The 13,322-nt window shown below is 58.8% G+C and carries 10 protein-coding genes; 7 read left to right on the top strand and 3 right to left on the bottom strand.

Going from position 1 to position 13,322, the window contains the following annotated elements:
* Positions 1 to 6: 6 nt before the first annotated feature.
* Both BN3911_RS02385 and BN3911_RS02380 read right to left on the bottom strand, forming a co-directional pair.
* Positions 7 to 945: an ABC transporter permease gene (locus tag BN3911_RS02385; protein WP_066860877.1), complete on the bottom strand. Its 939-nt coding sequence runs from the start codon at positions 943 to 945 to the stop codon at positions 7 to 9.
* A gap of 78 nt (positions 946 to 1,023) precedes the next feature.
* Positions 1,024 to 2,610 (bottom strand): ABC transporter substrate-binding protein, encoded by a 1,587-nt coding sequence (locus BN3911_RS02380; RefSeq protein WP_066860874.1) that lies wholly within the window; start codon positions 2,608 to 2,610, stop codon positions 1,024 to 1,026.
* Between the two features lie 438 nt (positions 2,611 to 3,048).
* On the opposite strand from BN3911_RS02380, the gene BN3911_RS02375 reads away from it, so the two are divergent.
* The 4 genes from BN3911_RS02375 (at position 3,049) to BN3911_RS02360 (ending at position 9,453) form a co-directional block, all read left to right on the top strand.
* Entirely contained in the window at positions 3,049 to 4,767 is a 1,719-nt protein-coding gene (locus BN3911_RS02375; protein WP_066860871.1) for a sensor histidine kinase, read from the top strand.
* Positions 4,748 to 6,355, top strand: coding sequence for a helix-turn-helix domain-containing protein (locus BN3911_RS02370; protein WP_066860868.1), 1,608 nt, complete (start codon positions 4,748 to 4,750; stop codon positions 6,353 to 6,355). The genes BN3911_RS02375 and BN3911_RS02370 overlap by 20 nt, the downstream gene beginning before the upstream one ends.
* 139 nt (positions 6,356 to 6,494) lie before the next feature.
* Positions 6,495 to 8,051 carry a carboxylesterase/lipase family protein gene (locus tag BN3911_RS02365; protein WP_066860865.1) on the top strand — a complete coding sequence of 519 codons (1,557 nt, stop codon included), beginning with the start codon at positions 6,495 to 6,497 and terminating at the stop codon, positions 8,049 to 8,051.
* Between the two features lie 178 nt (positions 8,052 to 8,229).
* Positions 8,230 to 9,453, top strand: coding sequence for an MFS transporter (locus BN3911_RS02360; protein WP_066860862.1), 1,224 nt, complete (start codon positions 8,230 to 8,232; stop codon positions 9,451 to 9,453).
* 153 nt (positions 9,454 to 9,606) lie between these two features.
* Here BN3911_RS02360 and BN3911_RS02355 read toward each other — a convergent pair whose 3' ends face one another.
* Positions 9,607 to 9,873, bottom strand: coding sequence for a hypothetical protein (locus BN3911_RS02355; RefSeq protein WP_066860859.1), 267 nt, complete (start codon positions 9,871 to 9,873; stop codon positions 9,607 to 9,609).
* A 130-nt stretch (positions 9,874 to 10,003) separates the two neighbouring features.
* Here BN3911_RS02355 and BN3911_RS02350 point away from each other — a divergent pair, with 130 nt between their 5' ends.
* The 3 genes from BN3911_RS02350 to BN3911_RS02335 all read left to right on the top strand — a co-directional run bounded on the left by BN3911_RS02350 (position 10,004) and on the right by BN3911_RS02335 (position 13,275).
* Positions 10,004 to 10,264 (top strand): helix-turn-helix domain-containing protein, encoded by a 261-nt coding sequence (locus BN3911_RS02350; protein WP_066860856.1) that lies wholly within the window; start codon positions 10,004 to 10,006, stop codon positions 10,262 to 10,264.
* 254 nt (positions 10,265 to 10,518) lie between these two features.
* A complete protein-coding gene (locus tag BN3911_RS16925; RefSeq protein ID WP_082942026.1) occupies positions 10,519 to 12,159 on the top strand; it encodes an SDR family oxidoreductase in 1,641 nt (546 codons plus the stop codon).
* Positions 12,160 to 12,390: 231 nt separating this feature from the next.
* The gene (locus BN3911_RS02335) at positions 12,391 to 13,275 is read left to right on the top strand and encodes a LysR family transcriptional regulator (protein ID WP_066860850.1); all 885 of its coding nucleotides are present in this window, start codon (positions 12,391 to 12,393) and stop codon (positions 13,273 to 13,275) included.
* The last annotated feature ends 47 nt before the right edge of the window (positions 13,276 to 13,322 follow it).

Raw genomic sequence — 13,322 nt, 5'->3', positions numbered from 1 at the left:
CCCCCCTTAAAACAGCGCGTCTTCCGCGCTTATTTTTTTGATGACCGTATTGGCGGTTACCACCAGGATAAAGCCCACAATGGACTGGTAGAAGCCCGCCGCCGCCGACATGCCGAAGTTGCCCAGCTGCATCAGCCCCCGGAACACATAGGTGTCGATGGTCTGAGTGGTGGAGTACAGCGCGCCGGTGTTCATGGGCACCTGGTAGAACAGTCCGAAATCCGAACGGAACATGCGGCCCAATCCCATAATCGTCATCATGATGATGGTGCCCTTGAGCAGCGGCAGGGTGATCTGGGTGATCTGCTGCCATTTGCTGGCCCCGTCCAGCTCCGCCGCCTCATAGTATTCCTGGCTAATGCCGCAGATGGAGGACAGGTAGATGATGGAGCTGAAGCCGATACTGTACCATTGGTTGACAAAGATCAGGATAAAGGGCCACTTGCCCGCGTCCGCGTACCAGTTCACGCCCTCCCCGCCGAAGGCCGTCAGCAGGGCGTTGAAAATGCCGGAATTCTGGTCGAGGAACGCGTAGACGATGTAGCTGACCACCACCATGCTCATCAGGTGGGGCAGCAGAATCGACGTCTGGTAGATTTTAGAGCTTCTGCCTCCCTTGATGGAATTGAGGCAGATGGCCACGGTGATGCCCAGCACAGGCCCCAAAACCAGGAACGCCAGATTGTACAGGACGGTGTTGCGGGTCATGATAAAAGCGTCGTCCGTCCGGAACAGGAACTCAAAGTTTTTCAGGCCGACCCAGGGGCTCCCCATCACGCCCTTGCGCATGTTCACATCCTTAAAGGCAAACAGCAGGCCGTACAGGGGCATATAGTTGTTGATGAACAAATAGATCACCATGGGCAGGCCCATGAGATAATAGGGGATAAAATGCTTCCAATCCCTCTTCTTTTTCAGCTTTTTTGTTTTTCCCATACTTGCCATGGGCCGTTTCCTCCCGCTCTGCGAAAGTCCGCGGGCACAAACACGCGCCGGGTTGTGCCCGCGGGGCTTCCTGCCGTTTTATTTCTTTTTGGCTTCAAGCCACTGGTCCAGCTGGGTCTGTTTTTCTTTCACGATCTCGTCGATGCCCGCGCTCTTCAGCTTCTGGATGAACTCGGGAAGCGCCACGGCAGGATCCAACTCGCCGCCTGTCAGCGCGTTGTTGTATTCATTGACCACGTTGGTGCACGCCGCGATCTGGGTGGTCACGTTGGTGGCGTCAAAGTTGAAGCCCATGGCCAGGGAGATATCCGCGGATTTGTTCCATTCGTCCATTTCTTCCCACTGGTGGGGGTTGGTGCCCTTCATCACGTACTGCAGGAAGTTGTTGGGGAAGGAGTACTTGGTCCACTGGTAGTAGTTGACCGTGCCGGAATCCTGTCCTTCCATATAATCGATGACGCCGACGCCCTCGTCGCTGATGACCTGGTAATCCTCGCCCTCAATACCCCAGGCAAGCAGGTTCTGGATTTCCTTGTTGGTGTACATGAAGTTCAGCATTTCCAGGGCCCGCTCCGGCGTCTCGCAGTTGGAGTTCACACACCAGGTCCAGGCGTTGGAGGTCATGGCCAGGGGATTGGCGTCCACATAGACCTTCCAGGCCGTCACGTCGCTTCCGGCGCTTGTGCCGGCTTCCGCAGTGGCCTTGGGGGAGAGCGCGTAGCCGGAGCACAGGGATTTTCCCGCACGCATCAGGTCCAGGCCGGAGGTGAGGGAATCCCGGTCCAACAGGCCCTCCTGCTTCCAGGCGTACATGTAATTGCAGAGCTGCTCGTAGGATTTGCTCTGGTAATAGTCGGTAACCTCCGTGCTGTTCACAGGATCCATCAGCACGCCCAGGCCATTGCCCAGGATGTCAGCCATTTGGTTGTTGTCAAAATCTCCTCTGAGATTTCCCAGCGCAGAACCCTGGGAACCGCCCATCAGGGGGGTGATGTCGGGATAGGCTTCCTTCAGCTTCACCAGTACATCGTGGAGATCGTCGAAATTTTTAATGTCGTTCACATCCGCGTTGACCGCCTCCAGCGCGTCTGTGCGGAAGATGACGCAGGTATCCTGGGCCAGATCCTTCAGGGAGGGCAGGCCGTACTGCACACCGTCGATCTGGGCGCACTCCATGTACCCCTCGCCCAAAAGCTCCGCAATGTCCTTGTAATACTCGCCGTAGCCGCTGATGTCCATCATATAGCCGTTGGCATAGAAATTGTCGTAGCTTTGGAAGGGCTCATACAGGTCCAGCTTGTCGCCGGAGGCCAGCACCAGGTTGATTTTCTCCGTATGGTCGGCGTAGGAGACCATCATAAATTTCACGGTGGTGTTGAGGGCAGGCTCCAGGATGGCGTTGATGGCGTCCTCCACCTGCTGTTCCTTATCCTTGCTGTTGCCATCGCTGACAAGCAGCATGTCGATGGTGACCGGGTCAGCGTTGGTTCCGGCGGACGCTTCCGAGCTCTCCGCTTTCGAACCGCTTTCCGCAGCGCTCTTTTCGGAACTGTCATTCCCCGGTGAACTGGTCTTTTCAGACGGGCCGCCGCAGGCTGTCAGCCCAACGAACATCGCCAACGCCAGCAGAGCCGCCAAAAGCCTTTTTCCCTTTGCTTGTTTCATCAATTTTCTTCCCTCCATTTTCTCCGGCGGCTGTGCTGCCGCCGTGTTCCTGCCTAAAGAGTACCAGCTTTCCCGGGTCCGGGGCTATAACTGCCGTGCTTTCAATTTGCACTTTCGTGTTTCTCCTAATTTTGGTACTGTCGCCTTATTTTCTCACCACTTTTTGCAATTTTATGGTATAATGATAAAATAACTTGAGACGCGTACGGCGAACTGAAGAACCGAAGAGATTGAGATGCGCGGCCCGCCCACCGCAGGTATGGTTATAACAGCCACTGAAGCCTGCGGCACGGGCAGAAGGCCGGAATCTCCCAAGAGCTGTGGAGCGCGGCCCGCCCACCGCAGGTGTGGTATCAGGTTGAATCACGGACGTGGGACAGGGGTACGGAAGGCCTGTCCTTCTCTTCTGTAAATCACGTCTTGAAAGGAGGCTCTCATATGAAAAAAAGAACCTTTTCCATCCGTACCTCCGTCATCCTCTGCCTGCTGGTCTCCATTATCCCGGTGGACCTGATGTTCATTGTTTTCAGCAACCATTCCATCCGCAGCATCTTTGAAAAGACGGAAGAGTCCTACCGCATGAGCATCGACTCCGCTGCGGCTGTTTTTGAAGAGAGCTTCCGGGATATTGAGAACGGGCTGGCCGCCCTCTACATCAACAGCATCGACGTGCGGTACCTGAAAAACGCCGCCACCCCGGAGGAGCGGTACCATTACGCCTACAGCCTATCCCAGGACCTCTCCGTGGCCGCAGGCAGCGCGGGCGTCTCCTTTGTCTACGACGGCAGGCAGTTTTATTTCTCCATGGGCCAGGACATTTCCGCAGAGGATAAGCGCAGCATGCGCTACAGCTCCTTTTTCACAGCCCTTCAGTCCCAGGAAAGCTTTGACACCTCCGGCTGGCTTCTGGAACCCGCCGGGGACAGCTGGGTTTTGGCAAGGATTGTGGGCGGCGGGGGCGTCTATATCGGCAAGGCGGTTCTGCTGGGCGGCAGCCTGGCTCAGGATGTTCTTGCCCCCTCGGCCAATCAGCTGGTGTATTTTGCCGGTCCGGACGGCGTCCCTATCACGGAGATAGGCGGCGTGGCGGAAGAGCAGCTCCTGTCCCTGGACGACGCCGGAGACAGCCCCTTTTTCCTTTTTCCCGCAGACAGCTATCTTACGGTGGAGCATCCGTTTGACACCCTGCCCGCCATCCTGGTCTGCGCCGTCTCCTCCGCCTCCCTCATCTCAGACCTCCGTTTTTCTCAGGCCGTTTTCTGGGGCCTGATCCTGCTCTCGGCGTTTTCCGTGGCCTTTACCTTGCTGTTCCTGCACTGGCGGGTCACAAAACCCCTGAAGGACCTGCGGGGGAACATCCTTTCCCTGCGCAACAGCGCCTATGAGTGGCGCTCCGGCAGCGGGGCGGCCAGGGAAATCCAGCAGGTATACGACACCTTCGACAGCATGACCGAGGAGATCAAGGAGCTGCGCATCCGCTTTTACGAGGAGGAGCTGCAAAAGCAGCAGTACCGGTTACAGTACTATCAGCTGCAGCTCAAGCCCCATTTTTACCTGAACTCCCTGAAATCCCTGTACGGCCTGGCCCAGAACGGCAAAAATGAGGAGATTCAGAAAATGCTGCTGAGCCTTTCGGAGCAGTTCCAGTATATCGCCTACGACCTGACCGCCATGATCCCTCTGGGGGAGGAGCTCACCCACACCCAGAATTATGTGAATATCCAGAAAATCGGCAAGGGCTTCCCCATCCATGTGACCCTTTCCGCGGAGAGCGGCCTGTCCCAGGTTGAGGTGCCTTCCCTGATCCTGCAGACCTTTGTGGAGAATTCCATCAAATACGCCCCCGTATACGGCAGGACCCTGCGGATCTCCATTGCGATCCGCCTGGAGGACCTGGATGGGGAGAGCTATCTCCACATCCAGGTGGCCGACAACGGCGCCGGATACCCGGAACAGCTGCTGGAGGATTTTTACGCCGAGGACGCGGGGCGGCTGAAGGGGCACATCGGCCTTTTCAACCTCAGGGCGCGGCTTTCCCTGATTTACGGGGAACGTGCCTACTTTATTCTCAGCAACAAAGACGGCGCGGTGTCGGAAATTTTCCTGCCCGTCAACAGCAAAAAGGAGGAAACTGCAAATGGTACTGCTGCTGGTTGACGATCAGCAAAGTGTGCTGGACGGCATCCTGGCCGGGGTGGACTGGAAAGCCCTGGGCTCTCCGGAGGTGCTGACAGCCAATTCCGCGCTGCAGGCAAAGGAATGGTTCCAGGCGCAGGCCGTGGATATCCTGGTCTGCGATATTGAAATGCCCATTGAAAACGGGCTGGAGCTCTTCCGCTGGGTGCGGGAGAACTATCCCCGCACCGAAGGGATCTTCCTCACCTCCCACGCGGTGTTCGACTACGCCCAGACCGCCCTGAAGCTGGGCAGCTTCGAATACCTGGTGCAGCCCATCGATTACCGGGAGCTGGAGCTGAGCCTGAAACGGCTGATGAACCACATCTACAACGAACGGGAAAACCGAGGGCTTTCGGAAATCGGCACTGCGGTCATCGAAAACCGGGAGGTCCTGGTGCGGCATTTCTGGACGAACCTGATCCTCACCGAGAGCAATAAAAGGCTGGAAAGCATCGCCAAAGATATCCTGCTGCTGGGCATCCCGGCGGACGTCCGGAAAAAATACATGCTGGTCCTGCTCACGGTGAAGGATGAGCATGTCTCCCTGGGCCGGTGGGACACGGAGAGCGCCATCAACAACATCTGCGCCCTGTTTTCCCAGTGCGCGGAGCTTGCGGGGGAGACGGACAACGTGTTCTTTCTGCAGCTGGACGACATCCATCTGCTGGCGGTCATGCGCGAGCAGCAGAACAGCAGGCTGTACGAGACCCTGAAGCTGTGGCTGGACGCCTGCGCCCAAAGCCTCTCCATCCACTGCAGCTGCCTGGCCAGCAGCGCCGTCCCCCTCAACGGGCTGGACAAACAGTACCGGAAGCTGCGGGCCTTCGAGGAATCGGACCCCTTCGTGCGCGGCATTGTCTTTCCCGAACATCCCCGTCCGCCCAGGGAGGAGGTGGAGCGGCTCAGCGCCATGCTGGCCCCCTACACCGACTTTGAAAGCTGGATCCGCTTTTTCTCCCACGGGGAGGACGGCAAGCTGCGGGAGGAGCTGGAAAGCTGCCTGGAAAAGATCGGCCGCACCCCGGGCGTTTCCGCCAATGTGCTCTTCTTTTTCTACCAGCAGATCATGGGGGCCTTTTTCGCCTCGCTGCGGATGCGCAACGTGAAGGAGGGGGACATCTACACCACCAACAATTACCTGGCCCTGCTGGTCCGGGCCAGAAATTCCGCGGACGACCTGCGCGCCTGGTTCGACGCCCTTTTGGAATACAACAAGACGCTGCCCCTGCTTCAGGGCAGCACCGAGCACGCCTTGGTAAACCAGCTCAAGGAGTACATCAACGCCCACCTGGACCTGGATTTAACCCGGAAGGAGCTGGCCGAACAGGTTTACCTGTCGGAAAGCTACGTTTCCCACCTGTTCAGCAAGGAGACAGGGGAACCCCTGGCGGACTACATCACCAACCGGAAAATTGAGCTGGCCCAAAACCTGCTCTCCACCACTTCCTACCCGGTCAGCATCATCGCCGTGAAGGCGGGTTATTCCAATTTTTCCTACTTTTCCAAGCTCTTCAAAAAAAAGACCGGCCTGGCCCCCAACGAATACCGGAAGGCATACGGCGCATAAAGCGGCCTCCTTCCGGGCCGCCCTGCGCGGCGGCACAAAAATGCCAATTTACAGCACGGGCGTTATAGCGGTTCCCCCCTGGGGCCCGCTATACTGTACCTATAAAAAATATGCTTTTGGAGAAAAGGAGTAAAAAATCATGGCAAAGAAATTTGTGTGCTCCACCACCGAACCCGTTGTCTCCACCAAGGCCGGCAAAGTGCGCGGCTTCTGTGTGGACGGCACCTACACCTTCCACGGCATCAAATATGCCGATGCGGACCGTTTCCAGATGCCCCGGCCCGTGGAGCCCTGGGACGGCGTGAAAGACGCCCTCTCCTACGGCTATGTCTCCCCCATGTTGGACAAAGAAACCGCTGTGGGCGAGATCATGGTGCCCCACCGCTACTGGCCCAAGGACGAAAACTGCCAGTACCTGAATATCTGGAGCCAGTCTCTCTGTGAAGAGGCCAAAAAACCCGTCATGGTATGGCTGCACGGCGGCGGCTTCAGCGCGGGCTCCTCCATTGAGCAGATGGCCTACGACGGCGAGAATCTCTCGAAGTTCGGAGACGTGGTTGTGGTCACGCTCAACCACCGGCTGAACATCCTGGGCTATCTGGACCTCTCTCCCTACGGCGAAAAATACAAGAATTCCGGCAACGCGGGCAACGCCGACCTGGTTGCAGCCCTGCAGTGGGTGCACGACAACATCGCGGCCTTCGGCGGCGACCCTGAGAACGTCACCATTTTTGGCCAGTCCGGCGGCGGCGGAAAGGTTTCTTCCCTGATGCAGACTCCCGCGGCGGACGGCCTGTTCCACAAAGGCATCATCATGAGCGGCGTGGCCGACGGCATCATGTTCTGCGATTCCACAGACAGCCGCCCCTTGGTGGACGGCATGCTCAAGGAGCTGGGCCTCACCGCGGATGAAATTGAAAAGCTGGAAACCCTGCCCTATGAGGCGCTGGCCGAGGCCTACAAGAAGGTAAGCCCCGCCATCAAGGCGGCGGGCGGCTATGTGGGCTGCGCCCCCACCCCCAACGATTTCTACCTGGGCGAGCCCCGGAGCGTGGGCTTTACAGACCATGCCAAGACCATCCCGGTCATCGTGGGCACCGTGATGGCGGAGTTCGGCTTCGGCCCCGGCGTCCCCCACAAATACGACCTCACCGAGGAAGAGCAGATGGCCATGCTGCGCGAGGAGTACGGAGACGCTGCCGATACCCTGGCGAAGCTGTTCCGGGAATGCTATCCGGAAAAGAACCTCACCGACCTGCTGGTGCTGGACGGCTTCTCCCGCAAGCCCAGCAAGGATTTCGCCCTGAAAAAGGCGGAGCATCCCGAAGCCCCCACTTACAACTACCTCTTTACCTACGAATTTCCCATGGATGACGGCAAGCCGGCCTGGCACTGCTCCGACATCCCCTTCTTCTTCCACAACACGGACAAGGTGCTCATCTGCAACATCCCCGGCGTATCCGACCAGCTGGAGGACAGGATGGCTTCCGCCTGGGTAAACTTCGCCCGGTACGGCGTGCCCAGCTGCCCCTCCCTGCCGGAATGGACGCCCTGCAAGCCCGGAGACGTGGCTACCATGATCTTTGACCGGGACTGCAAGGTCCTGCACAACTTCGACGACGCCCTCTATGAGGCCTTCATGCCGGTGGCCCCCAACCCCTTCGCGCCGAAGAAAAACGTCACCGTTCTCCACTGAGCCGGTACTGCGGGAACCTTCCCGGCGCGCACAGCGCCGGATAAAACAGCCGGACGGTGCAAGAAAGCTTGCGCCGTCCGGCCTCTTTTTTAAAAGTATTGAAACAAAACAGAAGAAAGGACGCCGCGGCCCGCCTCCCCCCACGGGGCGGCGCAGGCCTGCAGGCACGGACAATTCCATGGGCAAACAGTCTCAAACACAAAAAGAAAAGCTGTGGACGGGCTCCTATCTGCTGCTCATCGCCATGGGTACCATGACCTCCACCTGCTTTTACATGGTAAACCCCACCATCACCAAATACGCGGTGGGCCTGGGCGCCTCCGTCGCCGCGGCGGGGGTGATTTCCGGACTCTTCTCCATCACCGCCCTGGTTGCCCGGCCCTTCAGCGGTCTGGTGGCGGACAGGGTCAACCGCAAAAGGCTGCTGATTTTTTCCACCTGCGTCATGGGCTTGGCGGCGCTGGGCTATTCCGTCTCCCGCACAGTGCCGCTGCTGATTGCGTTCCGCATCCTGCACGGTGTGGCCTTCGCTTTCAGCGGCACCGTAAACGTCACCATGATTGCCTCCCTGGTCCCCCGCAGCAGGCTGGGGGAGGGCGTGGGGTATTACGGCCTGGTGAATATTTTCGCCACCGCCATAGGCCCCTCCCTGGGCCTTTCCCTGGGGGATGCCTTCGGCTTCGGGCTCTCCTACGTCATCTCCGGCATCCTGCTGTTCGCAGCAGCGGGCTTCGCCCTGCTCATCCCCCTCACCCAACCCCCTTCGCCCAAGGGAACCGCCCGGAAAGGTATCCGCCTGGACGACCTGGTCTCCCTGAAAGTGCTGCCCCTGGCCCTGCTGGGCGGCCTGTTCTCCATGAGCAACGGCATCATCGGCTCCTATATAGCCCTGCTGGGGGACGTGCGCGGGATCGTCAACATCGGCCTCTATTTCACTGTAAACGCTGCGGTACTGCTGCTGGTGCGGCCTCTGGCGGGAAAGCTCTCTGACCGTAAAAACGGACTGCTGCTGGTGTTCCCCGCCATGCTGCTGGACGGCGCCGCGCTGCTGCTTTTAGGCCGTGCGGGGGCGCTGTGGATGGTCTCCCTGGCGGCGGTGCTCAAGGCCATGGGCCAGGGCAGCGGCCAGCCCACCCTGCAGGCGGCCTCCCTGAAGCTGCTGCCGCCGGAAAAAAGCGGCGTGGCCTCCTCTACCTTTTACATCGGCGGGGACGTGGGCCAGGGGCTGGGCCCCATGCTGGCCGGCGCTATGGTGGGGGCCTGCGGGGCGGACAGCGCCGGTTACGGCGTCATGTTCACCTGCGCCTCCCTCATCTTCGCCGCCGGGCTTCTGGGCTTCGCCCTCTACCGGCTGAAACAGAAAGGCTCCCCTTTGCCCGCGGCACAGGCGGAGGAGGGCTGAATGGCCCTCTCCCAGGCAGAATAAGAGAACCGTCGTCCCGGCTCCTGCGGCAGGCAAAAGGGTAAAAGGACACAGCTTCAATAGCATACATGTTTCATCTACCTATATCCGCCTGAAGCACACGGATAGATGATTTTATAGTTTTTTGCTTTACTAATTTCTGGTTTTATCACTATCGCTACTATTTTTATATATTTGTTGTACCACTTGAATAAGAACTAGAAATAGGTAATCATTCTTTTCTCTCGCAATTACTTCATATCTTTCAAATTCTTCTACAGTCATATTAGTTTCTTTGCATACTGCTTCAATAAAATCAAGATGTCTGATTACCCACCAAAGAGCTCTTTGTATCCCAATAGGTAACTTACCCATCTCTTCTAAGATATCGTAAAATTCTTTATCCTTACCGCTTTCCATTGTTTAGCAGCCTCCTTTTACTTTCCATGGTATTAACTGGATGTATTTATCCAATCATACCATAGAATTTAGGTTAGAATCAAGATGGATGTATTCATCCGGAAACTGTTTCTGATTTCAGGAGGCGCTTATGTCAAACAAGTTAAAACAGGATCTCTCCATTGGACAAAACCTCAAGGCTCTGCGCAAAAAGGCGAATTTGACACAGCGGGACGCTTCCGCACAGCTGGAGCTCTTGGGCGTCCCCATGACGGAGGACATTCTGGCCAAAATGGAGCAGGGGAAATACAGCGTGCGTATCAGCGTTTTGATCGCTCTAAAACAGATTTATGGAATTCATTCCTTTGACGCTTTCTTCGAAGGGCTGCGTCTTCCCGCCAAGCCCGCGTAAAGCCGCGCCTTCTCTTTTCACCAGGGAAGGCGCCGTACGAGGGTCCATTCCCGCTTTTTTTACAAAAACACCGCGGACCTATCCCTCGTAACGCCGCTTTTTCTGCAGACTGTGTTTTCAGCAAGCCGCCCGGGCTTTGGGAAAGCCCGGGCAAAACTTTTCAACTGGGGCTTGCAATTTGCGGCGCGGCGGCGTATATTGAGCGGTGAAAAAGGCCGTGAATTGCACGGCTGGAGTTTTGGAGGAGTTTTTTTATGGAGCATGCTTTTGTACCGGTCCCGGGTGGGGCCGGCAAACCTTATCCGCCATCCCGGGCCGGGAAACCGGTTTTTCTGACAGACGACCGGGGACCTGTGGCCCGCAGGCTGGCCCGCAGCCTTTCGGACAGGGGCTTTTCCGTTGTGCTCAACTGCCTTTCCGAAGAGCCTGTGCCGGAAAACTGCCGGAAGGTGCGGATCGACCCTCTGGATCAGGAAGGGCTGGAACAGCTGCTGCGCGGGCTGGGGCCCGAGACCTGTGTCCTGCACCCCGCCCCGCCGCCCCTGAGGGCCGACGTCGCCCTGGCGGACGACAAGCTCTGGGACCGGGCTTTCCGGGAAGGGCCCCTGGCCGCACTGCAGACCGCCCGGGCGGCCGGGAATGCCCTGCGCGGGGGAAGCGCACTGCAGACCGCCCGGGCGGCCGGGAATGCCCTGCGCGGGGGAAGCCTGGTATTCCTGGGGGACCTGCACGCGGAAAAGCCCACCGGCTGCGCCTTTCTCCACTCCCTGGGCTGCGCCGCGGTTCAAATGCTCTGCCGGGAGGCCGCCCTGGATTTTGCCCCCAAGGGCATCTCCTGCCACTATGTGCAGCGGGGCGTGATGGAAAGCGATTTGTCCAACCGGAACAGCCGCTCCAACCTGTACAACGAACCTCAGCTGCAGTATCCCGGAAGACGCCTGCCGGAGGCGGAGGAGCTGGCCGGGCTGCTCTCCTTCCTGTTCTCCGGGGAGGCGGCCCTGCTCAACGGCGCGGACCTGCGGGCGGACGGCGGTATGAGCCTGTACTATGGGGAGCAGGAAACCGGGAAGCGCCCCGAAGGGCCCGCGGATCCGGAGGTCCCCGCTCCCTTCCTGCACGGAGATCCCCGCCGCCCCTCTCCGAAAGGCCGCACGGCGCTGATCACCGGAGGCGGAAAAGGCGTGGGCGCGGGCATCGCCCGGGTATTCTGCGCCGCCGGCATGCGGGTGTGCATCGGCTGGAACAGCAGCCGGGAGCTGGCGGAAAAGACCCTGGCGGAAATTCAGGCCATGGGAGGGGAGGCGTTCCTGTACCGGGCCGACGTGACGGACCGGGCCCAGCTGGAGGCCATGGCCGCGGCCACGGCGGAGCGGTACGGCGGCATCGACGTGCTGGTAAACAACGCGGCCCTGCAGCCCAACCTCTTCCTCCACGAGTACGACGAAGAGACGTTCCGCCGGGTGTGGGACATCAACATCGGCGGCTACTGGCGGGCCCTGCAGGCCTGCCTGCCCTATCTGCGGCGGAGCAGGAGCCCCCGGGTCGTCAACCTGTCCTCCATCCACGGCAAGCGCCCCACCCTGTTCGACCCGGGCTATGCCATGACCAAGGGAGCCATCCGCATGTTTACCAGAGAGGCCGCGCTGGAGCTGGCCTCCTCCCACATCACGGTGAACGCCGTCGAGCTGGGCGGCTGCCGTATCGAGGGGAAGACCGGCGGCTTCCCCTTCAAGGTGCGCAGGCTTCCGGAAATTGAAAGGAACCCCGGCCATCCCTTGGGAGGCATGTGCGACCCGGAGGACGCGGGCTTTCTCGCCCTGTATCTGGCGGGGGAAGAGGCCTCGAACATCACCGGCGCGGGCATTCGTCTGGATGCGGGCTCCATGCTGGTGTGAGCGCCGCTCCCTTCGGCTCCGGATTTGACGGCCGGGCCGCGGGCGGCAGCCGCAGGGGCCTTTCGCCTGCAGAGCTTCAAAATAAAAAAATCCCTTTTCAGGGCAAACAGGCCGGCCAGCTGCGCTACTTCGCGGCTGGCCGGCCTGTTTGCCCTGCGCCATATCCGGATTTTAAGCTTGAAAATCCGCCGCGCCGCGTTATACTGGAAGGAAAGGAGAGGAGAGGGCGAAATGCTTGACTTTCGTATGGAAACGTTTCTGGAGGCCTGCCGGACCCTGAATTTCACCAGGGCGGCAGAAGCCTTAAATATCACCCAGCCCGCGGTGACCCAGCATATTCAGTATTTGGAGAAATATTATGGAACAGAGCTCTTTGAGTACCGCAACAAACAGCTGCGCCTAACCCCTGCGGGCGAACAGCTGCGCTGGGCCGCCACCGCCATGGTCCACGACGAACAGAAGCTGAAGCGGGACCTGCAGGATCTGGAAAACGTCCGCCAGTCCCTGCGCTTCGGCGCAACTCTGACCATCGGCGAATATGCCCTGCCGGCCCGGCTGGCCAAATTTCTGCACCGGCACCCGCAGACCGACGTGCACATGCTGGTGGACAACACCCAGAACCTGCTCAACAGCCTGAACGAAGGAAAGCTGGACTTTGCCGTGGTGGAAGGCTATTACACCAAAAGCGAGTTCGATTCCCTGCTGTGGACCATGGAGCCCTACATCTGCGTCTGCTCTTCCCGCCATGCGCTCCCCCCGCAGCCGCTGACTCTTTCCGGGATGTTCCGGGAAAACCTGATCCTGCGGAACCCCGGCTCCGGCAGCCGGGAGGTGCTGGAACGGGTCCTGGGGGAAAAGGGCTGCCGCTTTTCGGACTTCCGGCACATCGTCGAAATCAGCGACCTGCTTGTGATTAAAGAGCTGGTAAAGGCGGACTGCGGCATCACCTTCCTCTACCAGAAAGCCGTGGAAAAGGAGCTGCAGGAGGGCTCCATACAGAAGGTCCGGCTGGCGGATTTTGAGGTTTATCATGAATTCACCTTTCTCTGGCGGAAGGGCAGCATTTACGAGGCGGAATTCCACAGCATTTTCCGGGAGCTCTGTCAGGAACCATAAGAATTTGTTATCCTCCAATAAATAACAATCATTTTTCCAGATTCATG

Origin of the sequence: Neglectibacter timonensis (assembly GCF_900048895.1) — a bacterium.
Taxonomy (GTDB): Bacteria; Bacillota; Clostridia; order Oscillospirales; family Acutalibacteraceae; genus Acutalibacter; species Acutalibacter timonensis.
This window is presented reverse-complemented; position numbering and strand designations above follow the sequence as displayed.